The organism is Kitasatospora sp. NPDC057595 (assembly GCF_042800875.1).
Taxonomy (GTDB): domain Bacteria; phylum Actinomycetota; class Actinomycetes; order Streptomycetales; family Streptomycetaceae; genus Kitasatospora.
This window is the reverse complement of sequence record NZ_JBHVGL010000024.1, coordinates 20,995-41,699: the sequence shown is the minus strand read 5'-3', so window position 1 is coordinate 41,699 and position 20,705 is coordinate 20,995. Positions and strand designations below refer to the sequence as shown.

The 20,705-nt window shown below is 75.4% G+C and carries 17 protein-coding genes and 1 riboswitch; of the genes, 11 read left to right on the top strand and 6 right to left on the bottom strand.

Annotated features, from left to right (window positions below; genetic code table 11):
* The first annotated feature begins 108 nt into the window (after nucleotides 1-108).
* From ACFU9E_RS29420 to ACFU9E_RS29410, 3 genes are all read left to right on the top strand, one after another.
* Complete coding sequence (locus ACFU9E_RS29420) at nucleotides 109-1,320, top strand: acyl-CoA dehydrogenase family protein (RefSeq protein WP_380687592.1); 1,212 nt, start codon at nucleotides 109-111, stop codon at nucleotides 1,318-1,320.
* A gap of 457 nt (nucleotides 1,321-1,777) precedes the next feature.
* Nucleotides 1,778-2,470, top strand: a complete 693-nt coding sequence (locus ACFU9E_RS29415; protein WP_030398303.1) for a phosphatidylserine decarboxylase — start codon at nucleotides 1,778-1,780, stop codon at nucleotides 2,468-2,470.
* Entirely contained in the window at nucleotides 2,457-3,335 is an 879-nt protein-coding gene (locus tag ACFU9E_RS29410; protein ID WP_380690165.1) for a CDP-alcohol phosphatidyltransferase family protein, read from the top strand. Before ACFU9E_RS29415 ends, ACFU9E_RS29410 begins: the two co-directional genes overlap by 14 nt.
* 94 nt (nucleotides 3,336-3,429) lie before the next feature.
* On the opposite strand, the gene ACFU9E_RS29405 is transcribed toward ACFU9E_RS29410, so the two are convergent.
* Both ACFU9E_RS29405 and ACFU9E_RS29400 read right to left on the bottom strand, forming a co-directional pair.
* Nucleotides 3,430-4,704, bottom strand: a complete 1,275-nt coding sequence (locus ACFU9E_RS29405) for a hypothetical protein (protein WP_380683767.1) — start codon at nucleotides 4,702-4,704, stop codon at nucleotides 3,430-3,432.
* A 420-nt stretch (nucleotides 4,705-5,124) separates the two neighbouring features.
* Complete coding sequence (locus ACFU9E_RS29400; RefSeq protein WP_380683766.1) at nucleotides 5,125-6,240, bottom strand: alpha/beta hydrolase family protein; 1,116 nt, start codon at nucleotides 6,238-6,240, stop codon at nucleotides 5,125-5,127.
* Nucleotides 6,241-6,420: 180 nt separating this feature from the next.
* Nucleotides 6,421-6,633, top strand: a riboswitch (cobalamin riboswitch).
* Between the two features lie 33 nt (nucleotides 6,634-6,666).
* On the opposite strand from ACFU9E_RS29400, the gene ACFU9E_RS29395 reads away from it, so the two are divergent.
* From ACFU9E_RS29395 to ACFU9E_RS29370, 6 genes are all read left to right on the top strand, one after another.
* A complete protein-coding gene (locus ACFU9E_RS29395) occupies nucleotides 6,667-7,653 on the top strand; it encodes a cobalamin biosynthesis protein (RefSeq protein ID WP_380683765.1) in 987 nt (328 codons plus the stop codon).
* Complete coding sequence (locus tag ACFU9E_RS29390; protein ID WP_380683763.1) at nucleotides 7,650-9,188, top strand: cobyric acid synthase; 1,539 nt, start codon at nucleotides 7,650-7,652, stop codon at nucleotides 9,186-9,188. Before ACFU9E_RS29395 ends, ACFU9E_RS29390 begins: the two co-directional genes overlap by 4 nt.
* Nucleotides 9,185-11,305: a putative cobaltochelatase gene (locus ACFU9E_RS29385; RefSeq protein WP_380683762.1), complete on the top strand. Its 2,121-nt coding sequence runs from the start codon at nucleotides 9,185-9,187 to the stop codon at nucleotides 11,303-11,305. The genes ACFU9E_RS29390 and ACFU9E_RS29385 overlap by 4 nt, the downstream gene beginning before the upstream one ends.
* 6 nt (nucleotides 11,306-11,311) lie before the next feature.
* The gene (cobO, locus tag ACFU9E_RS29380; RefSeq protein ID WP_380683761.1) at nucleotides 11,312-11,917 is read left to right on the top strand and encodes a cob(I)yrinic acid a,c-diamide adenosyltransferase; all 606 of its coding nucleotides are present in this window, start codon (nucleotides 11,312-11,314) and stop codon (nucleotides 11,915-11,917) included.
* A 19-nt stretch (nucleotides 11,918-11,936) separates the two neighbouring features.
* On the top strand, nucleotides 11,937-13,328 hold the full coding sequence (locus ACFU9E_RS29375; RefSeq protein WP_380683760.1) for a cobyrinate a,c-diamide synthase: 1,392 nt from the start codon (nucleotides 11,937-11,939) through the stop codon (nucleotides 13,326-13,328).
* A gap of 257 nt (nucleotides 13,329-13,585) precedes the next feature.
* Nucleotides 13,586-14,224 carry a chloramphenicol phosphotransferase gene (locus ACFU9E_RS29370; protein ID WP_380683769.1) on the top strand — a complete coding sequence of 213 codons (639 nt, stop codon included), beginning with the start codon at nucleotides 13,586-13,588 and terminating at the stop codon, nucleotides 14,222-14,224.
* 13 nt (nucleotides 14,225-14,237) lie between these two features.
* On the opposite strand, the gene ACFU9E_RS29365 is transcribed toward ACFU9E_RS29370, so the two are convergent.
* On the bottom strand, nucleotides 14,238-15,182 hold the full coding sequence (locus tag ACFU9E_RS29365) for an oxidoreductase (RefSeq protein WP_380683759.1): 945 nt from the start codon (nucleotides 15,180-15,182) through the stop codon (nucleotides 14,238-14,240).
* 47 nt (nucleotides 15,183-15,229) lie between these two features.
* Between ACFU9E_RS29365 and ACFU9E_RS29360 the strand changes: the two genes are divergently transcribed.
* Entirely contained in the window at nucleotides 15,230-15,874 is a 645-nt protein-coding gene (locus ACFU9E_RS29360; RefSeq protein ID WP_380683758.1) for a TetR family transcriptional regulator, read from the top strand.
* A 52-nt stretch (nucleotides 15,875-15,926) separates the two neighbouring features.
* Here the strand turns inward: ACFU9E_RS29360 and ACFU9E_RS29355 are convergent, their stop codons facing one another.
* Complete coding sequence (locus tag ACFU9E_RS29355) at nucleotides 15,927-16,526, bottom strand: TetR/AcrR family transcriptional regulator (protein ID WP_380683757.1); 600 nt, start codon at nucleotides 16,524-16,526, stop codon at nucleotides 15,927-15,929.
* Between the two features lie 114 nt (nucleotides 16,527-16,640).
* Between ACFU9E_RS29355 and ACFU9E_RS29350 the strand changes: the two genes are divergently transcribed.
* Nucleotides 16,641-17,882: an FAD-dependent monooxygenase gene (locus tag ACFU9E_RS29350; RefSeq protein WP_380683756.1), complete on the top strand. Its 1,242-nt coding sequence runs from the start codon at nucleotides 16,641-16,643 to the stop codon at nucleotides 17,880-17,882.
* A gap of 92 nt (nucleotides 17,883-17,974) precedes the next feature.
* Here ACFU9E_RS29350 and ACFU9E_RS29345 read toward each other — a convergent pair whose 3' ends face one another.
* Nucleotides 17,975-19,060 carry a hypothetical protein gene (locus ACFU9E_RS29345; RefSeq protein ID WP_380683755.1) on the bottom strand — a complete coding sequence of 362 codons (1,086 nt, stop codon included), beginning with the start codon at nucleotides 19,058-19,060 and terminating at the stop codon, nucleotides 17,975-17,977.
* A gap of 119 nt (nucleotides 19,061-19,179) precedes the next feature.
* Complete coding sequence (locus tag ACFU9E_RS29340) at nucleotides 19,180-20,604, bottom strand: LAETG motif-containing sortase-dependent surface protein (RefSeq protein ID WP_380684376.1); 1,425 nt, start codon at nucleotides 20,602-20,604, stop codon at nucleotides 19,180-19,182.
* Between the last annotated feature and the right edge of the window lie 101 nt (nucleotides 20,605-20,705).

Here is a 20,705-nt window from a genome sequence, read left to right as displayed (position 1 = left end):
CCGTGCCCCGGACCGGTTCACGGGGGCTCCGCGGAAGCCACGCCCGCGGAGCCCCCGCCCCCTCACTCCTCTTCTCTCTTTTCCCTCAGTCATGACAGGAGCCGCACGATGGGACGCCTCGCACAGACCGACGGCCTCACCGAGATCCAGCGGGACATCCTCGCCACCGTGCGCGAGTTCGTCGACAAGGAGATCATCCCGGTCGCGACCGAGCTGGAGCACAAGGACGAGTACCCGGCCGCGATCGTCGAGGGCATGAAGCAGCTCGGCCTCTTCGGCCTGACCATTCCCGAGGAGTACGGCGGCCTCGGCGAGTCGCTGCTCACCTACGCCCTGGTGGTGGAGGAGATCGCCCGCGGCTGGATGTCCGTCTCCGGCATCGTCAACACCCACTTCATCGTGGCGCACATGATCAACGCGCACGGCACCCGGGAGCAGAAGGAGCACTTCCTGCCGAGGATGGCGACCGGCGAGGTCCGCGGCGCCTTCTCGATGTCCGAGCCGGGCCTGGGCTCCGACGTCGCCGCGATCACCACCAAGGGCGTCAAGGACGGCGAGGACGGGGAGTTCTACGTCCTCAACGGCCAGAAGATGTGGCTGACCAACGGCGGCACCTCCACCCTGGTCGCGGTGCTGTGCCGGACCGACGAGGGCGGCTCCACCCCCTACAAGAACATGACCACCTTCCTGATCGAGAAGACGCCGGGCTTCGGACCGAACCCGACCGTCCCCGGCCTCACCGTGCCCGGCAAGATCGAGAAGATGGGCTACAAGGGCGTCGACACCACCGAGCTGGTCCTCCAGGACGTCCGCGTCCCGGCCGACCGGATCCTCGGCGGCGTCCCCGGCCGCGGTTTCTACCAGATGATGGACGGCGTCGAGGTCGGCCGGGTCAACGTGGCCGCGCGCGGCTGCGGCGTCGCCCGGCGCGCCTTCGAGCTGGGCATCGCCTACGCCCAGCAGCGCACCACCTTCGGCAAGAAGATCGCCGAGCACCAGGCGATCCAGTTCAAGCTCGCCGAGATGGCCACCAAGGTCGAGGCCGCCCACCAGATGATGGTCATGGCCGCCCGCAAGAAGGACGGCGGCGAGCGCAACGACCTGGAGGCCGGCATGGCCAAGTACCTCGCCTCCGAGTACTGCAAGGAGGTCGTCGAGGACGCCTTCCGGATCCACGGCGGCTACGGCTTCTCCAAGGAGTACGAGATCGAGCGGCTCTACCGGGAGGCCCCGATGCTGCTGATCGGTGAAGGTACTGCGGAGATCCAGAAGATGATCGTCGGGCGCCGGCTGCTGGAGGAGTACCGCATCGCGCAGTGACCGGCAGGTCACCGGAGCCGCCGGTCGACGGGCGTGCGGGCCCGTCCCGGCAGGATGCCGTGCCCCGGCCCGGTTGCCCGGTCCGCCCCGGGTCCGGCACGGCCCACCGGAGCGGCCGCAGGGCGTACAGCTGCTGTCACGCGCCCTGCGGCCGCTCCGGCATCCCCCGCCGTGCTCCGGAGGTGCCCCCGGCGGACAGCTCCGAACGGCCGTACGGGCACGGTTGAGACATGAGTCACCAGCTTCGCCCGGTCCCTTGGGAACCGGAGCGGGGCGAGCTACGGTCGTACAGAAGGGACGCTGCCGCGTCTCCGCCAGGTCACATGACGAGCAGGCGGGTTGCTCACCCACCGTCTGCTCCCGATAGCATCCACCGGGACAGCAGACGTCCCTCTATTACCCGATCCCGCGGTGGCCCCCGTCCAGCGGCCATGATCCCCCGCGACAAAGGTCTTCGATGCCCATCAGCCCGTCCCCTCACACCTCCGTCACGGACCGCGATGCCCTCGCAGCCACGACGGCCGGTCGGCGACCCCGCGTGACCATCGCGCGCGGAGCCACCCCCTGGTTCGTCCCCACCCTCGCCACGGCTGCCGTGACCACCGCCCTCACCCGGCGCAGTGGCAAGTGGGCCCTGGCGGCGGTACCCGCCTGTGCGCTCGGCGCCGGCATGCTGTGGTTCTTCCGCGACCCCGAGCGTGAGATCGGCACGGGCAGAGTGATCTCCCCCGCCGACGGCGTGGTCCAGAGCATCGACGCGTGGCCGGACGGCCGGACCCGCGTGGCGATCTTCATGAGCCCGCTGAACGTCCACGTCAACCGGGCCCCGCTGCCCGGCACCGTGACCTCCGTCGAGCACGTGCCCGGTGGCTTCGTGCCCGCGTTCAACAAGGACAGCGACCAGAACGAGCGGGTCGTCTGGCACTTCGACACCGAGCTCGGCGACATCGAGATGGTGCAGATCGCGGGCGCCGTGGCGCGCCGCATCGTGCCGTACGTGGACGCCGGTACCAAGGTCGAGCAGGGCGAGCGGATCGGTCTGATCCGGTTCGGGTCCCGGGTCGACACCTACCTGCCGGCCGGCGTCGAGGTCGGCGTCGAGGTCGGCCAGAAGACCACCGCCGGGGTGACGCGCCTTGACCGTGACTGATCCTGAGACGATCGTCGGCCTGGACGACGAGGAGACGGCCCTGCGCCGCCGCCGCTGGGCACGCGACCGCGAGCTGCGCACGCCGCGCTCGCCGCAGCACCTGTCGACCGCCGACTTCCTGACCCTGGGGAACGCCGTCTGCGGCTTCCTGGCGATCTACTCGATCACCACCGGGGTGCTCGTCCCGTACATCACCAACCCGGACGCCGCGCCCGACAAGCACAGCGCCGCCACCGCGGTGACGCTGCTGCTGATCGGCTCGATGTGCGACCTGTTCGACGGGCTGGTGGCGCGCAAGCTGCGCTCCTCCGCGCTCGGCGCCGAACTCGACAACCTGGCCGACCTGATCAGCTTCGGCATCGCGCCGGCCTACTTCGTCGCGGTCTGGGGCATGGTCTCGCCCGGCTCCGACAGCCGGCTGTCGGCGCTGATCGCGCTGACCGTGCTGCTCGCGGTGGTGCTGCGGCTCGCCCGCTTCTCCGCCGTCAAGATGCGACCCGGGGTGTTCCAGGGCATGCCCTGCCCGATGGGCGCCATGACGGTGATCGCCATCGTGCTGCTCGACCCGCCGTTCCTGCCCGGTCTGCTCGCCATCTTCGGCGCGGCGTACCTGATGGTCAGCCGGATCGAGTACCCGAAGCCGCAGGGCCTGCTGGCCACCGCGACGCTCTGCTGGATCGTGGTCTCGATCGGCTGCCTGGCGGCCTGGGCGACCGGTCTGCCGGGCGGCGACAACCTGATGCACATCGGCGCGTTCGCGCAGATCGCGCTCGCCGCGATGGCGCCGCTGCTGGTGATCCGCCGCAAGGTGGGCCAGAAGGTCGGCGACGTCCGGGCCCGCCGCGCGGAGTCGCGGATCGGCTGACGGTCCCCCTCGGGCATGCACAAGGGCCCGGTTCCCCTCGGGGAGCCGGGCCCTTGTGCGTGTCCGGGGCGCGGTCGGTCCGGGGCGCCGGGCGCTACGCGCCGCCGCGGTGGACGCTGAAGGCCGAGCGGCGGGCCGCGCGGGCCACCCCCGGGTCCGGGTGGACGCCGGAGACCGCGGTCAGCACCGAGGCCGCCCGCGGGTGCCCGGACTGCCGGGCCCGGGCGAACAGCCGCACCGGGTCGCCGGCCGAGGCGCCCTCGACGTGGCCGACGAGCAGTTCCGTTTCACCGTGGTCGAGCACGGCCGCGGCGGTGTCCACCCAGAGCCAGGCGGCGTCCTCCGCGCCCAGCACATCGGCCGGGGAGACCCCCTCGTCCGAGCGCTCGGCCAGCCAGAGCAGCGCGTAGGGGCGCAGCACCGGCTCGTCGGCGGCGGCCCGGACGGCCTGCTCCGCGGTCACGCCGGCCACCCGCAGCGCCTCGAAGGCCAGGCCGCGCACCAGGGCGTCCTCGCCCTGCGCGGCCTCCAGCAGCTCGGCCACCGCCCGGTCGGCCGGGCGGGCGGCCAGCCAGGCCCGGTACTCGGCGCGGGCCGGGCCGGGCGAGTAGTCGGCGCAGGCGCTCAGCAGTGCCAGCGCGCTCTGCTCGATGTGGCCGGCGGCGGTCTGCGCGACGGTGCAGATCTCCTCCAGCTTGGCCCGCACCGCCCAGTGCCCGAGCGGGGAGAGCTCGGCCGCGTTGTCCCGGCGGACCAGTGCGCCGACGGCCGCCAGGCCGTCCAGCATCCAGTCCAGGACGGCGGCGACGTCGGCCGGGGAGGCCGGGGTGTCGATCTGCGGCTCGCGGCAGGTGCCGCGCACGGCGGAGACGGCGGAGGCCGCGTGCGGGACGGGCGAGAGTCCGAAGGTGCCCTCGCCGCCGCCGACCCGGCGCTCGTCCAGGCCGCGCCGCAGCAGTTCCAGCAGCTCGGCGTCGGCCACCGGGCCGTCCACCAGGTGGAGGAAGGAGAGCAGCTGCGGCGCCTGGTCGACGGCCTGCCCGGCGAGCACCGCGAAGACGCCGCGCAGGGCGGCGGGCGGGACCGGGGCGAGCAGCGTCCAGGCGTCGAACAGCGCCGACCAGCCGCGGACCACCGCCTCGTCGTCGTGCTCCCAGGCGTGCAGGCGCCAGCCGGGGCCGGCGCCGCCGTCCCGGGCCTCGACCAGGCCGACCAGCAGGGCCTGGCCCCACGCCTTGGCGGCGGCGCCCACCGTCATGGCGAGCGCGCGGCCGGCGGCGCGGGCGTCGTCGGGGAGCAGTTCGCCGCGCTTGTCGACCTCGTCGAGATCGCCGGCCCAGCGGGCGATCCGGACGGCGTCGACCAGCATGCGGCGGGCCAGCGGAGCGAGTTCGGCGGGGGCGGGGAAGCCCTCCGGGACGGGGACCCGGCCACGGCCGGGTGCGGGGGCGGGGCCTCGTCGGCGGGGTACGCCCGGGGTCCCCGGCCTCGCGCCGGCGGGGCGGTGGGCCGTTCCGGGGAGACGGGTCACCGTCGCACCGGTACCGATCGTCGGCGGGAGCGGGGCATCACGGTCGCGCGGATTCCGAGACGTCACGTCGAGCAGTCTTCCCCTTGCACCGGCCTTCTGTCACATCCGGTTGTCCGCGGGGGGCGGACGGGGGGCGCGGGGGCTCGACAAGATCGGGCAACAGAGGCCAAACCGGCTGGCTTGATCTCTATGGCGGGTTCATGCCACAAGGAACCCGCGCGCCGCGGAATCCACCCCGTCAGGGGGGGCGGAAGCGCGTCAGCAGAACGGCGTGAGCCAGCGGCGGAGGGTCTCGGCGTAGCGGTCCGGGTCGGTGTTCCACAGCGCGGCGTGGTCACCGCCGGGGAAGGCCTGGAGGTTGACCACGTCCGGACGGCGGTGGGCGAGGCGCTCGGCCGCGGCGAACGGGGCCACCGGGTCGTCGGGGCCGTGCAGCACCAGGGTGGGCACCCGCAGGTCGGCACCCTCCGCCAGGCGGGCGAAGTCGGCCAGATCCACGCCGGTGCGGCCCTCGGCCGCGAGCGCGCCGAGTTCGGCGGCCGCGCCCCGGAAGCCCGCCCGGGCGGCGTCCCGGCGGGCGGTGGCCGGCCAGTCCAGCACCGGCGAGTCCAGGACGAGGCTGCTGATCGAGGGGGCGAGGTCCGAGCGGGCCGCGGTGTGCAGGACCATCGTGGCGCCGAGCGACCAGCCGTAGAGGACGACCCGGCCCGCGCCGGCGTCCAGGGCGGTGCGCACCGCCGCCTCGACGTCCCGCCACTCGGTCTCGCCGAAGTGGCCGAGGCCGTCCGGGGAGGCGGGCGCGCCGGCGTCGCCGCGATAGGTGACGGCGAGCACGGGCAGGCCCAGCCGTTGCAGCTCGGGCAGGACGGGCAGGGTCTGCGCGCGGTCGGCGCCGGGGCCGTGCACCAGGACCACCCAGGTGCCGCGCTTGCCGTCCAGCCGCCAGGCGGGCATCGCGCCGAGCTCGCCCTCGACGGCGGTCTCGGCGAACGGCAGGCCGAGCGCCTGCGCCGGGTCGCCGAGGTGGACCCGGGGGGTGAAGCGGACCTCGGTGCCGGGGGTGAGGGTGCCGCGGTCGGCGCGCACCAGGCGGCGGGTGACGCCCTGCCCGTCGCGACGCAGGACCTCCTCGACGACCGCGTGGCCGTCCTCGCCCCACTCGACGGCCCAGCGGCCGGGACGCTCGCTCACGGGGGTGCGGGTGAAGGTGACCTCGCCGGCACCGAGGCCGCGGACGAGCACCGGGCCGCTGCGGGCGCGGGCCTCCTCGGCCGGGCGGACCATCCGCTCGGACGCCCGGCGGCCGATCACCAGCACGGCGGCCCCGGTGCCGACGGCGGCGGCCGCCACGGTGGCCGCGATTCCCCAACGCATACTCGCTCCCCGGTGCTCGGTGGTCTGGCTCGGCGTCCGGCCCGGTGTCCGGACCCACCCCTCAGTCCACCCGTGCGGGCGGGGGGAAGCCAGTAGGACACGGCCGTACGGGTTGTTCCGGGAGGAAAATCACACCGGCACATCGGGGGTGTCCGAGGTGTGACCAACACCCGCCACGACCTCGGTTGACTCCCGGTTCGGGCCCGTGATGGGATCCTTCAGCCAATACGGAGGCATGCAGAGGAAGCCGGTGCGAGTCCGGCGCGGTCCCGCCACTGTCACCGGGGAGCACGACCGGAACACGCCACGGCGGGCCGTCAGAAGCCGCTGGAAGGCCCGGGGTGTGCGTTCGACCCGGAAGCCAGGAGACTCTCGCCCCCGGTTCGTCGATCCAGGGCGCGGACCCTGAGTGAGGACACGCACGCGATGCTGCGCCCTGCCGTGCGCCCGCTGTGCCGGGCCGCCGCGTTCGGCGCCGGCGCCGTCGCCGGCTTCCTGGCCGACGCCCGCTTCGGCGACCCGCGCCGCGGCCACCCGGTGGCCGGCTTCGGCTCCGCCGCCGGCCGGCTGGAACGCCGGCTCTGGCGCGACCACCGCGCCGCCGGCACCGCCTTCACCGCCCTCGCCGTCGGCACCGTCGCGGCCGGCGCGCTCGCCGCCGACCGGCTGCTGGCCCACCGTCCGCTCGGCCGGGCCGCCCTCGCCGCCGCCGCGACCTGGACGGTGCTCGGCGGCACCTCGCTGACCCGGGAGGCCCGCACCATCGGCCGTTCGCTGGCGGCCGGCGACCTGACGGCGGCCCGGGAACGGCTGCCGCACCTGTGCGGACGCGACCCGAGCGCGCTGGACGGGCCGCAGCTGGCCCGCGCGGTCGTCGAGTCGGTGGCCGAGAACACCGCCGACGCCGTGGTCAACGCCCTGGTCTGGGGCGGCCTCGCGGGCACACCGGGCCTGCTGGCGTTCCGCGCGGTGAACACCCTGGACGCGATGGTCGGTCACCGTTCGCCCCGCTACGCCCGGTTCGGCTGGGCCTCGGCCCGGCTGGACGACGTGGCGGGCTGGCCGGGCGCCCGGCTGACCGCGCTGCTGACGGTGGCCGCCGCCCCCGAGCCGCGCACCGCCTGGCGGGTCTGGCGGCGCGACGGCTCGGCGCACCCCAGCCCGAACGCCGGCCAGGCCGAGTCGGCCTTCGCGGGCGCGGTGGGCGTGCGCCTCGGCGGCACGCTGCGGTACGGCGAGCGGGTGGAGCACCGCCCCGTGCTGGGCGGGGAGCTGCGCCCCGTCGGGGTGGACGACATCGAGCGGGCCTGCGTGCTCTCCCGGCGGGTGGGCGCGCTGGCCCTGGGTACGACGGTCGCCGGGCACCTGCTGCTCCGGGCGGCCCTGGACGGGATGCGGAGGGGTAGGGCATGAGCAAGGCACTGCTGGTCGCCGGGACGACCTCGGACGCCGGCAAGAGCGTGGTCACCGCGGGCATCTGCCGCTGGCTGGCCCGGCAGGGCGTCGCGGTCGCGCCGTTCAAGGCGCAGAACATGTCGCTGAACTCCTTCGTCACCGCGGACGGCGCCGAGATCGGCCGCGCGCAGGCGATGCAGGCCCAGGCGGCCCGGGTCGAGCCGGAGGCGGCGATGAACCCGGTGCTGCTCAAGCCCGGCGCCGACGGCCGCAGCCAGGTGGTGCTGCTGGGCCGTCCGGTCGCCGAGGTCGGCGCGCTGGACTACCGCGAGCGCAAGCCGGTGCTGCTGGAACGCGCCCTGGAGTGCCTGGCGGACCTGCGCGCCCGCTTCGACGTGGTGGTCTGCGAGGGCGCGGGATCGCCCGCCGAGATCAACCTGCGCGACCGCGACATCGCCAACATGGGCCTGGCCACCGCCGCCGGGCTGCCGGTCGTGGTGGTCGGCGACATCGACCGCGGCGGTGTGTTCGCGGCGATGTACGGGACGCTGGCGCTGCTGTCGGCGGAGGACCAGCGGCACGTGGCGGGCTGGTTCGTCAACAAGTTCCGCGGCGACGCGCGGCTGCTCGCCCCCGGGCTGGAGATGCTGCGCGAGCTGACCGGCCGTCCGGTGCTCGGCACCCTGCCGATGCTGCCGGACCTGTGGCTGGACGCCGAGGACTCGCTCGACCTGTCCACCGTCGTCGACCGGACCGCCGCGCGCGGCCCGTTCGGCGCGGACGTGCTGCGGGTGGCCGTGCTGCGCTTCCCCCGGCTGTCCAACTTCACCGACCTGGACGCGCTCGCCCAGGAGCCCGGCGTACTGGTCCGCTGGGCCACCCGGCCGGAGGAGCTGGCCGACGCCGACCTCGTCGTGCTGCCCGGCACCCGGGCCACCGTCGCCGACCTCCGCTGGCTGCGCGAGCGCGGCCTCGAACCGGTGCTCAAGGCGCGGGCGGCGGCCGGGCGGCCGGTGCTCGGCGTCTGCGGCGGCTACCAGATGCTGGCGCACTCGATCGTGGACGAGGTCGAGTCGAAGGCGGGCGCGGTGGACGGCCTCGGGCTGCTGCCGACGCGGGTGCGGTTCGGCCCGGAGAAGGTGCTCGGACGGCCGGTCGGCGAGGCGTACGGGGAGCGGGTCGAGGGCTACGAGATCCACCACGGCGTCGTCGCGGTGGACGGCGGCGAGCCGTTCGTCTCCGATGACCACGGACACGGCCTGGACGGCTGCCGGGTGGGCCAGGTGTGGGGAACCACCTGGCACGGCGTGCTGGAGAACGACGGCTTCCGGCGGGCGCTGCTGCGCGAGGTCGCGCAGGCCGCCGGCCGGGCCTTCGTGCCCGCGCCGGACACCTCCTTCGCCGCCGCGCGGGAGGCCCGGCTGGACCGGCTGGGCGAGCTGATCGAGGAGCACGCGGACACCGACGCGTTGTGGAAGCTGATCGAGGGCGGGGTGCCGGCGGCCGGATCGCTGCCGTTCCTCGCGCCCGGAGCCCCTGGGGAGACTGCATGAGTGACGTCCGTTACCCGTTCACCGCGATCGTCGGCATGGCCGACCTGCGGCTCGGCCTGCTGCTGAACGCCGTCTCCCCGGCGGTCGGCGGGGTGCTGGTGCGCGGTGAGAAGGGCACCGCCAAGTCGACCATGGTGCGCGCGCTGGCCGGGCTGCTGCCGTCCATCGCGACCGTCGACGGCTGCCGCTTCGCCTGCGACCCGGCGGCGCCGGACCCGCAGTGCCCGGACGGCGCGCACGCCGGCGCCCCGGTCTCCGAGCGCCCCGCCCGGCTGGTCGAGCTGCCGGTCGGCGTCTCCGAGGACCGGATCGTCGGCTCGCTGGACCTGGAGCGGGCGCTCGCCGAGGGCGTCAAGGCCTACGAGCCGGGCCTGCTCGCCCGGGCGCACCGCGGCGTGCTCTACATCGACGAGGTGAACCTGCTCCAGGACCACGTGGTGGACCTGCTGCTGGACGCCGCCGCGATGGGCCGCTCCTACGTCGAGCGCGAGGGCGTCTCGGTGCGGCACGCGGCGCGCTTCCTGCTGGTCGGCACGATGAACCCGGAGGAGGGCGAGCTGCGGCCGCAGCTGCTCGACCGGTTCGGCCTGACGGTGGAGATCGCCGCGACCCGCGATCCGGCGGAGCGCGCCGAGGTGGTGCGCCGCCGGCTCGGCTACGACGCCGACCCGGCCGCCTTCGCCGCCCGGTTCGCCGAGGACGAGCGCGCGCTGGCGGACCGGATCACCGCCGCGCGCGAGCTGCTGGCGCGGGTGGAGCTGACCGACACGGCGCTGCGCCAGATCACCGCCGTCTGCGCGGCGTTCGAGGTGGACGGGCTGCGCGCGGACATCGTGATGGCGCGCACCGCCGTCGCGCTGGCCGCCTGGGCCGGGCGCACCGAGGTGCTGGCCGAGGACGTCCGCAAGGCCGCCCAGCTGGCGCTGCCGCACCGCCGCCGGCGCAACCCCTTCGACGCGCCCGGACTGGACGAGGAGCAGCTGGACCGGGTGCTGGAGGAGCACGCCGAGCCGGAGCCCGAGGCGCAGCCCGAGCCCGCGACCGCCGAGGGGGCGCAGGAGGACCCGGAGGGCGGCCCGGACGGTCCGGACGACCCGGACGGCCCGGGCGGCGACGGCCCGCAGGACGGCGGCCCCGACGGCGGTGGCGGCGGCGCGCCGGAGCCAGCCGGTCCGGACGGCCCGCCCGTCGAGGCGGCCGACCCGGTGGCCGCGGAGGACACCGCCCCGCAGCCCGTCCCGGCCCAGCACCCCGCCCCGGCCCGGGAGTCGGCGCCGGTCGCGGCCGGCGACCCGTACCGCACCCGGCTGTTCGCGGTGGACGGCACCGGGCGCGGCGCCCAGGGCCGCCGCTCCCCCGCCGAGACCGACGGCGGCCACACCGTCCGGGCCCGCCGCCCGCGCGGCCGGCTCGCCCGGCTGCACCTGAGCGCCACGCTGCGCGCCGCCGCCCCGCACCAGGTGGCGCGCGGGCGCTCCTCGCGCGCGCTGGTGCTGCACAAGGACGACTTCCGCGAGCAGGTGCGCCAGGGCCGGGAGTCCAACCTGGTGCTGTTCGTGGTGGACGCCTCCGGCTCGATGGCGGCCCGGCAGCGGATGACCGCCGTCAAGGGCGCGGTGCTGTCGCTGCTGATGGACGCCTACCAGCGCCGCGACAAGATCGGCATGATCACCTTCCGGGGTGCCTCGGCCGAGCTGGCGCTGCCGCCCACCTCCTCGGTGGAGGTCGGCGCGGCCCGGCTGGAGTCGCTGCCCACCGGCGGGCGCACCCCGCTGGCGGCCGGCCTGCTGCGGGCCCACGAGGTGCTGCGGGTCGAGCGGCTGCGCGACCCGGACCGCCGCCCGCTGCTGGTCGTGGTGACCGACGGCCGGGCCACCGGCGGCGGCCGGGACGCCGTCGCGCAGTCCCACCGGGCGGCCGGGCTGCTGGCGGCGCAGGGCGTGGCGAGCGTGGTGCTGGACTGCGAGTCCGGCCCGGTCCGGCTCGGCCTGGCCGGCGCCCTGGCGGCCCGGCTGCGCGCCACCTCCGTGACCCTGGACGAGCTGCGCGCCGACGGCGTCGCCTCGCTCGTCCGCGAGAACCGTCCGACCACCACCGCAGCGCGAAAGGCGGCCTGAGCCGACATGCCCAAGGGTGTCCCCGAGAGTGTCCCCGACGACGGCCTGACGACCCGTCAGCGCCGTACCCTGCCGATCACCGCCGTGCACACCGGCCCCGGCAAGGGCAAGTCCACCGCCGCGTTCGGCATGGCGCTGCGCGCCTGGAACCAGGGCTGGCCGGTCGGGGTGTTCCAGTTCGTGAAGTCCGCCAAGTGGAAGGTCGGCGAGGAGAACGCGCTGCGGGTGCTCGGCGCCTCCGGCGAGGGCGGCACCGTCGACTGGCACAAGATGGGCTCCGGCTGGTCCTGGATCCAGCGTTCCGACGCGATGGCGCTGGACAGCGAGGCGGCGGCCAAGGAGGGCTGGGAGCAGGTCAAGCGCGACCTGGCCGCCGAGACCTACCGCTTCTACGTGCTGGACGAGTTCACCTATCCGATGCACTGGGGCTGGGTCGACCCGGAGGAGGTGGTGGCCGTGCTGAAGGACCGTCCGGGCAGCCAGCACGTCGTCATCACCGGCCGGTACGCGCCGCAGGCCCTGACCGAGTTCGCCGACCTGGTCACCGAGATGACCAAGGTCAAGCACCCGATGGACGCCGGCCGCAAGGGCCAGCGCGGCATCGAGTGGTAGCCGGGAAGAGTCGAGCCACGTGAACGTCCCCCGTCTCGTCGTCGCGGCGCCCTCCTCGGGCGCCGGCAAGACCACCGTCGCCACCGGCCTGATCGCCGCGCTCGCCGCGCGCGGGCTGGCCGTCTCGCCGCACAAGGTCGGCCCGGACTACATCGACCCCGGCTACCACGGGCTGGCCGCCGGGCGACCGGGCCGCAACCTGGACGCGTTCATGTGCGGGCCGGAGCGGATCGCCCCGCTCTTCCTGCACGGCGCGGCCGGGGCGGACGTGGCGGTGGTCGAGGGCGTGATGGGCCTGTTCGACGGCGCCTCCGGGCGCGGCGAGCTGGCGTCCACCGCGCACGTGGCCAAGCTGCTGCGGGCGCCGGTGGTGCTGGTGGTGGACGCCTCCTCGCAGTCCCGGTCGGTGGCGGCGCTGGTGCACGGCTTCGCCTCCTGGGACCCGGAGGTGCGGCTGGCCGGGGTGATCCTCAACCGGGTCGCCTCCGACCGGCACGAGCTGCTGCTGCGGGAGGCCCTGGAGGAGGGGTCGGGGGTGCCGGTGCTGGGCGCGGTGCGGCGCTCGGCGGCGGTCGCCACGCCCTCCCGGCACCTGGGGCTGATCCCGGCCGTGGAGCGCTCGGCGGAGGCGCTGCGGGCGGTGGCCGACATGGGCGAGCTGGTCGCCGCCTCGGTGGACCTGGACGCGGTGCTGGCGCTGGCCCGGACGGCGCCGCCGCTGGCCGGGGCCGAGCCGTGGGACCCGGCGGTGGAGGTGGGCGCGTCCGGTGCGTCACCGAGCGGCGCGCCGCGGATCGCGGTGGCCGGCGGTGCGGCGTTCTCCTTCTCGTACGCCGAGAACGCCGAGCTGCTGACCGCCGCCGGCGCCGAGGTGGTGCCGTTCGACCCGCTGCACGCCGACGCCCTGCCGGAGGGCACGGCGGGCCTGGTGATCGGCGGCGGGTTCCCCGAGCTGTACGTCCGGGAACTCAGCGCGAACGGTCAACTGCGGTCCGCGATCGCCGCGTTCGCGGCCTCCGGCGGCCCGGTCGCGGCCGAGTGCGCCGGACTGCTGTACCTCGGGCGCGCGTTGGACGGCCTGCCGATGTGCGGGGTGCTGGACACCTCGGCCCGGATGACCGAGCGGCTGACCCTCGGCTACCGCGAGGCGATCGCGCTGCACGACTCGCCACTGGCCCCGGCCGGCGCCAGGCTGCGCGGGCACGAGTTCCACCGGACGGTCTGCGAGCCGGGGTCCGGTGAACGACCCGCCTGGGGCTGGCGGTTGCCGGCCGGCCCGCACACCGAGGGATTCGCGGGCGCGGCCGGCGCGGAGAACGTTCACGCTTCGTATCTGCATCTGCACTGGGCGGGATACCCGCAGCTCGCCGCCTCCTTCGCGGCGGCGGCCGCGGCGTACCGGGCGGGCTGAGGCACCCTCGGCGGAAACCGGCGGGGTCCTGGGTCTGGCGCCGGGGCCGCACCGGGCGTCAAAATGGAACATACACCTCATATCGCCCCGTTCGCCGTCGATACCGGTACCGGACGAGCCCGACAGCATCTGGAGCGGCGTCACCACGGACGCCGCCGGCACACCGGGGGCGGACCGGACGGAGGTGAGCGTGACCGTCGAGTGACCCGGCCGCTCCTGGGCCGCCCCTTTAGGGTGGTCGGATGACCGATTGTCAGGTGATCGTCCTCAACGGGGGCTCCAGCTCGGGGAAGTCCAGCATCGCCCGCCGACTGCAGGAGGTGCTGCCGGATCCCTGGCTGACCCTCGGGGTGGACACGCTGATCGCCGCCCTGCCCGCCGCGCTGCGCGGCTCCGGCGGTGGCTCCGCCGCAGCCGCGCCCGGCGCGGATGGTGAGGCCGGACCGGGCAGTGGCGGCGGTCCCGGCGATCCCGACGGGCCCGACGGGCCGCCCGGCATCGGCGGCCTGGAGGACGGCGACGGCACGGTGAGCGTCGGACCGGCGTTCGCCGCCCTGGACGCCGCGTGGACGCTGGGCGTCGCGGCGATGGCCCGGGCCGGCGCGCGGATCGTCGTCGACGAGGTGTTCCTCGGCACCACCGCCTCCCAACGGCGCTGGCGCGAGGCACTGGACGGTCTGGACGTGCTCTGGGTCGGCGTGCGCTGCGCCCCCGAGGTGGCCGCCGCCCGCGAACGGGCCCGCGGCGACCGCGTCGCCGGCATGGCCGCGGCCCAGGCCGAGGCGGTGCACCGGGGCGTGCGCTACGACCTGGAGGTGGACACCGCCCTACAGGACGCGGCGGCCTGCGCCCGGCTCATCGCCGAGCGGGTGCTCGGAGACGCCCGCGCCCACTGAGCGCCCGCGCGCGTCAGGCAGCGCCCTCCCCCAGGCCGAACCGCACACCGGTCAACTCCTCCGACAGCTCCCAGAGCCGGCGGGCGGCCTCGGCGTCCTCGGCCGAGGGCGCGAGCCGGACCCGGGTCGGCGCGCCGCGCAACTCGCCGCGGCCGTCCGGCCCGATGAACTCCCCGCCGCGCACGGACGGATCGGTCGCGGCGTACAGCTGGGGCAGCGCGCCCTCCTCCGGGCGCTGGGCGAGCGGCCGCAGCAGCCGCCCGAAGAGCAGCCGGGTGAGGCCGGTCGGCCCACTGGTCTGCAGATTGGTGGCGGTGTAGCCGGGATGCGCGAGCACGCTGCGCACCGGACTGCCCGACGCGGCCAGCCGGCGGTGGAGTTCACGGCCGAAGAGCGCGTTGGCGAGCTTCGACTGGTCGTAGAACCCCATCGGCGTGTAGCCGTGCGCCCCGGTGAGGTCGTCGAAGCGGATCCGCCCCTTGCGGTGGTTGAGCGAGCTGACGGTCACCACGCGCGGGTCGCGGCCGGCGGCGAGGGCGTCCAGCAGCAGGCCGGTGAGGGCGAAGTGGCCGAGGTGGTTGACGGCGAACTGCAGCTCGTGGCCCTGCGGGCTGAGCGCCCGGGGCGGGGCGAACACGCCCGCGTTGTTGACCAGGACGTCCAGCCGGGGGCGGTCGGCGCGCAGCCGCTCGGCGAAGGTCCGGACGCTGTCGAGGTCGGCCAGGTCGAGACGGCGGACGTCGAGGCGGTCCGGCACACCGGGGTCGGGCAGCGAGGCGGCGATCCGGGCGGCGGCCGCACGCCCCCGCTCCTCGTCGCGGACCGCGAGGACCACCCGCCCGCCCCGCTCGGCCAGCGTCCGGGCGGTGGCCAGTCCCAGCCCGCTGCTCGCTCCGGTGACGACGAACACCCGCCCGCGCCGGCCCGCACCGCCGCCTGTTGGCTCCAAAGGCTTCATGTGGCAGATGCTGCCGTTCGTGTCACTTGGTGTCAAGGCGCTACTGGATGACACTCGCGTCATGGCGTTACCATCGTCGGGTGACCTCCCGACCCGCCGTCAGCCTGGCCGAGCGCAAGCGTCAACTCGTCGTGGACGAGCTGACCGAAGCCGCCTTCGGGCTGCTCACCACCCAGGGGTTCGACGCCGTCACCGTGGACGAGATCGCGGCCGGCGCCGGCGTCTCCAAGCGGACGTTCTTCCGCTACTTCGCGTCCAAGGAGGACGTGATCGTCCGGTTCCTGGCCGAACTGGGCGCCGGCATCCGCGCCGAACTGGCCGCCCGCCCCGCCGCCGAGCCACCCTCGGCCGCCCTGCGGCACGCCGTCTCGGTGCCGCTGGCCGCCTGCGGCGAGCACGGCGACCGCGCGCTGCGCGCCGTCCAGCTGATCCTGCGCACCCCGGCGCTGCACGCCCGCTTCCTGGAGCGGCAGGCCGGGTGGCACGAGGAACTGACCGCCGAGCTGGCCCACCGGCTGGACCGCGACCCCGCCGCCGACCTCTACCCCCGGCTCGCCGCCGGGATGGCGCTCACCGCCTTCGGCGCCGTCCTGGAGCGGTGGAGCGACAGCGACGGCGCCGCCGACCCGGCCGAGCTCACCGCCAGGGCCTTCGCCGTCCTCGCCCCGGCCCTGGACGCGCCCGCGGGTTAGCCGTCGGGTCCCTGGCTGTCGCGCCCTGGCCTCCGGGCCCTGGCCGTCGGCCCTAGCCGTCGAGCAGCGCCGCGAGGTAACGGGCGACCTCGGCACCGAGTTCGGCCGGATCGGGGACGTGGCCGGCGCCACTGCCGGCGGTGACGTTGAAGAGCACGCCGTCCGCCCAGCGCACCAGCCGGCGGGCGTCCGCCTCGGGCGCGCGGGAGCCGCACTCGGTCAGCAGGGTGACCGCGAGGCCGAGGAGGCCCGCCCCCAGGCGGTTGTAGACGACGCGCAGTTCGGGGCGCCGGGTGGCTTCGAGCGCCAGCTCGAAGCGGGCCACGGTGAGCGCGCGGCCGACGGTGAGCGCCTGGTGGACGGCGTCGGCGGCGAGCTGGGCGAGCAGTTCCCGGGCATGCTCCACCGTGGGCGGCCGCAGCTCCATCGCGTACGCCGGTGACTCCAGCTCCGCGATCCGGGTGATCGCCAGCTCCAGCAGGGCCGCGCGGGTGCGGGCGAGATTGGAGGTGGAGCCGGTGGGCAGGCCGGCCGCCTCGTCGACGGCGCGGTGGGTGAGCCCGCGCAGGCCGCGCTCGGCGATCAGCGCGACGGCGGTGTCGGCGATCAGGGTCTGGCGCTGAGGTCCGGCGGGCGCGGCGCTGCTGGTCATGGGTCCGATCATCGCCCTTCCCGGGGCCGGCGCCCAACTCACACTACAGCTGTAGTACGGTCGATCCATGCGATCGGAACTACAGGTGTAGTTCCGCGTCCGAGAGGAGTCCCCATGGACCACCGCGATCTGGACCACCGCGCCCCGGAGCACCGCGGCCTGCCGGAACCGGCACCGCACGCCGTCGTCATCGGCGGCGGGATCGGCGGCCTCACCGCCGCGCTCGCGCTCCACCGCCAGGGCGTCCCGGTCACCGTCCACGAACGCGCCGCCTCGCTGGAGCCCGTCGGCGCCGGCCTCGTGCTCGCCCCGAACGCCCTGCGCGCCCTCGACCTGCTCGGCGTCGGCGACCGGCTGCGCGCCCTCGCCGCCCCGCACCCCGCCATCGGCATCCGCCACCCCTCCGGCCGCTGGCTCGCACGCACCGGCACCGAGGCCGTCGAGGCCCACTTCGGCGAGAAGCTGGTCGCCGTCGCCCGCGCCGACGTCATCGACGCCCTGGTCGACGCGCTGCCCGCCGGCACCGTCCGCACCGGCTCGCGGGCCGAACTCGTCGAACCCGGCGACGACCGCACCCCCGCCCTCGTCCGCACCGCCGACGGCGAGCGGCCCGCCGAACTGGTCGTCGCCGCCGACGGCATCCGCTCCGCCACCCGCGGCCTGCTCTTCCCGCACCACCCCGGCCCGCGCTACTCCGGCTTCACCACCTGGCGCTCGGTGATCGCCCGCCCGCCCCGCCCGCCGTTCGCCGCCGGCGAGGTCTGGGGCCGCGGCCGGCTCGCCGGCGTCGTCCCGCTCGCCGACGGCCGGGTGTACGTCTACGGCGCCGCCCTCGCCCCGGCCGGCGCCCGCGCCGCCGACGGCGACGAACGCGCCGAACTCCTGCGCCGTTACGGCAACTGGTGCGCGCCCGTCCCCGAGCTGTTCGCCTCCACCGACCCGGCGAGGGTGCTGCGCCACGACGTCTGGGAGATCGCCGACCCGCTGCCCGCCTACCACCGCGGCCGGGTCGCCCTGCTCGGCGACGCCGCCCACGCGATGTGCCCCTTCCAGGGCCAGGGCGCCTGCCAGGCCATCGAGGACGCGGTCGTGCTGGCCGCCGGTGTCCGGCCCGGAGAGGACCCGGCCGCCGCCCTGCCCGGCTACACCGCCGCCCGGCGCCCCCGCGCCACCGCGATCGTCAACGGCTCCCGCGCCGTCGGCGCCCTGGTCGCCCGCCGCTCCCCCCTCACCGCCCTCGCCCGCGACCTCGCCCTCACCTCGGCCGGCCTGCTCCCCGACCGCGTCCTCCTCAACCGCGCCGCCCCCGTCTACGACTGGCACCCGCCGGTGCTCGACGGCCCCCGGGCCGCCTGACCGGGGCGGACGGTGGACGGCATGCCGCGGGGGCGGCCCCGGCGAGTGCCGGAACCGCCCCCCTGGATACCGCCGTCAGGCTCGGTCGCCGCTCACTTGCCGGCCGAGGTGCCCTTGGTGGTGCCCTTGGTGCTGGGCGCCGGCTTCACCGGCGACTGGCCCTTGGCACCCTTGGTGCCCGGCGCGACGATCTGCACGGTGGCGCCCTGAACGCAGGTCGTCGTCCCCCGGAACGGCAGGGTCGGCCTCTCGTTGACGTAGACGCACCGCCCGATGTCGGTCGGCCCGAGCGGGGTGCCGGCGTCGTACGACACCCGGACCCGGACGGTGGTGGTCGAGTTGGCGCGGATGCTGGAGTCGCGCCCCTGCAGGTACACGCCCGCGCCCTCGTCGGCGCTGTTGTAGACCTTCTTCAGGGTGGTCCAGGTGCCGTTCGGCTGGCGGACCTGGACGGTGGCGTGCGAGTCGACGCCCAGGGTGTTGGCGACGTTGATGTAGTTCGACGGCGTGGGGTTCTTGAGGACGGCGTCGAATTCGATGGGCGCGCCGCCCGCGACCGCGGTGGCCGGGACACGGCCGAGCGAGGGCGAGATGTTCTGGACCTTGATCCTCTTGGTCACCTGGGCCAGCCCCACCCACGAACCGGGGGCCACCACGGCGGACCGGAGGTCCAACTGCTGGACCCAGCCGTTGCTCGCACCGTTGTGCGGCTCGCCCATCGGAGCGCCGATCCGCAGCTGAACCGTCACGCTGCCGTGCGCCGGAATCTTCGCGTCCACGGGCAGATAGGCCGAGTAGCTCACCTTGCCGTCGTGGACGCCGCTGTCCAGCTCAATGGACTTCCACTTACCGGTCTTCCGGTCGCGGTACTCCATGGCGATGGCATGCGGCGGCGTGCCCAGGTCGCTGGTGGTGCTGAGGGCGAGTCCGAACTGTTCCGCCTTGGAACCGGTGTTGGTGATGACCTCGGTGAACTCGACCGGCTGCCCGGCGCCCCCGATCGCGGCCGGGGCGTTGACCTTGAGCTTCGCCGACCGCACCGAGTCCGCCGCGGAGGCGGTGGGCGCCGACAGCAGGACGGTCCCGCCCGCCAGCGCGGTCGCGAGGACGGTGGCGGCTGCGGCACGCACGGCCGTGCGGCGCGCGCGGCCCTGGCGGCCGAAAACAGTGGTACGCATGGGAAGTTCCCCCCAGTTTCCGCTGCCGGCCCCTGCCGGCAGCAAACGGTGATTTCGCAATGGACGTACTTCACTCCGGGGCGGCTCCGGCGGCGCCGGAGCCCCCCCGGCCGCTGCTGTCAGGCGCGGCGGCGGCGGGCGACCCAGTAGGCGGTGCCGCCGCCGACAGCGAGCAGGGCAACGCCGGCCGCCGCGTACGACGGGGTCTGCTCGGACGAGCCGGTCGAGGCCAGCTCGACCGTGGCCGGGGCCGGGGCCACCGGCGCGGGGGTGCCCGCGGCGGCCAGGACGGGGGCCGGGGCCGGGGCCGGGGCCGCCACGGTCGCCTCAGCGGTCGCGGCGGGGGCGGTGGGCACGGTGGGCGCGGCGGCCGGGGCGGGCGCGGCCGGCGCAGCGGCCTGCCCGGCCGGCGCGTCCTTGCGCGTGGACGCGCCCTTCACGGCGGGGACGGCCTGCACGGCGGGCGCGCCCTTGCCGGTGGACGCCCCCTTCACGGGCGCCTCCTTCACGGGCGCCTCCTTCACGAGCGGCTGCTCCTTGGGCGCCGACGCATCCGGCGCGACGATCTTCACGGTCGCCCGCTGGGCGCACATCGTCGTCCCCGAGAACGGTCGCTCCGGGTTCTCGTTGACGAAGACGCACGGGTTCACCGTCACCGGCCCGAGCGGAGTCGCCGCGTCGAACGACATCCGAACCCGCAGGGTGGTCGTCGAGTTGGCGCCGATGGAGGAGTCGCGACCCTCCAGGTAGACCCCGAGGCCGTCGTCGACACCGCCGCCCTGGACCGGCTTCAGCGCGGTCCAGGCACCGTTCCCCTTGCGGACCTGGACGGTGGCGTGCGGGTCGATGCCCAGGACGTTGGCGACGTTGACGTAGTTCGAGGCCGTGGGGTTCTTCAGGACGGCGTCGAACTCGATGGGCGCGCCGCCCGCGACCGCGGTGGCCGGGACGCGGGACAGCCCGGTCGTGAGGCCGTCGACCTTGATCGTGTCGGTCACCTGGTCCGCCGGCGCCCCGTGGGCACCGATGGCCACGGACGACTCCAGGGCCAGCGACTGGATCCCCCCGTTGCTGGCGCCGTGGTGCGGCCGGCCCATCGGCAGCCCGATCCGCAACTGCACCTTCGCGCTGCGGTGCGCCGGGATCTCCAGGGTGTAGGGCAACGCGCCGTGGAAGGCGGACCCCTCGACATCGGTCAGCGGAAGGGACTTCCAGGCGCCGTCGGCCGGGTCGCGGTAGTCGATGGCGATGCCGTCCGTCAGCGGCAGGCCGGCGCCGGTGATGGCGTTCAGGAAGAGGTGGAACCCGGAATCCATGGAGCTGGTGTTGGTGACGGTCTCGGTGAACTCGACCGGCTGGCCGGCGAGTCCGATCACGGCCGGGGCGTCGGCCTTGACCTTCACCGTCGGCACGTCCGGCACCGCGTCCGCCGCGAGGGCGGCGGGTGCCGCGAGCAGGACGGTCCCGCCCGCGAGGACGGTCGCGAGGACGGTGGCGGCGGCGCGGCGCGTGCGGTTCCGACGGCCGTAAGCAGTAGTGCGCATAAGAACTTCCCCCCCATTCTGCTGCAGGCAGGAGCCCTCAGCAGACGGTCAATCGAATGAATTTCCCACGGGCGGGCGGACATCGTCCCGACCCACCCGGG

Excerpts from the sequence above, each read along its gene's own strand:
- ACFU9E_RS29420 (WP_380687592.1), top strand. The coding sequence starts at position 109 with ATGGGACGCCTCGCACAGACCGACGGCCTCACCGAGATCCAGCGGGAC.
- ACFU9E_RS29415 (WP_030398303.1), top strand. The coding sequence starts at position 1,778 with ATGCCCATCAGCCCGTCCCCTCACACCTCCGTCACGGACCGCGATGCC.
- ACFU9E_RS29405 (WP_380683767.1), bottom strand. The coding sequence starts at position 4,704 with ATGCTGGTCGACGCCGTCCGGATCGCCCGCTGGGCCGGCGATCTCGAC.
- ACFU9E_RS29400 (WP_380683766.1), bottom strand. The coding sequence starts at position 6,240 with ATGCGTTGGGGAATCGCGGCCACCGTGGCGGCCGCCGCCGTCGGCACC.
- ACFU9E_RS29395 (WP_380683765.1), top strand. The coding sequence starts at position 6,667 with ATGCTGCGCCCTGCCGTGCGCCCGCTGTGCCGGGCCGCCGCGTTCGGC.
- ACFU9E_RS29390 (WP_380683763.1), top strand. The coding sequence starts at position 7,650 with ATGAGCAAGGCACTGCTGGTCGCCGGGACGACCTCGGACGCCGGCAAG.
- ACFU9E_RS29385 (WP_380683762.1), top strand. The coding sequence starts at position 9,185 with ATGAGTGACGTCCGTTACCCGTTCACCGCGATCGTCGGCATGGCCGAC.
- cobO (WP_380683761.1), top strand. The coding sequence starts at position 11,312 with ATGCCCAAGGGTGTCCCCGAGAGTGTCCCCGACGACGGCCTGACGACC.
- ACFU9E_RS29365 (WP_380683759.1), bottom strand. The coding sequence starts at position 15,182 with ATGAAGCCTTTGGAGCCAACAGGCGGCGGTGCGGGCCGGCGCGGGCGG.
- ACFU9E_RS29360 (WP_380683758.1), top strand. The coding sequence starts at position 15,230 with ATGACACTCGCGTCATGGCGTTACCATCGTCGGGTGACCTCCCGACCC.
- ACFU9E_RS29355 (WP_380683757.1), bottom strand. The coding sequence starts at position 16,526 with ATGACCAGCAGCGCCGCGCCCGCCGGACCTCAGCGCCAGACCCTGATC.
- ACFU9E_RS29350 (WP_380683756.1), top strand. The coding sequence starts at position 16,641 with ATGGACCACCGCGATCTGGACCACCGCGCCCCGGAGCACCGCGGCCTG.
- ACFU9E_RS29345 (WP_380683755.1), bottom strand. The coding sequence starts at position 19,060 with ATGCGTACCACTGTTTTCGGCCGCCAGGGCCGCGCGCGCCGCACGGCC.
- ACFU9E_RS29340 (WP_380684376.1), bottom strand. The coding sequence starts at position 20,604 with ATGCGCACTACTGCTTACGGCCGTCGGAACCGCACGCGCCGCGCCGCC.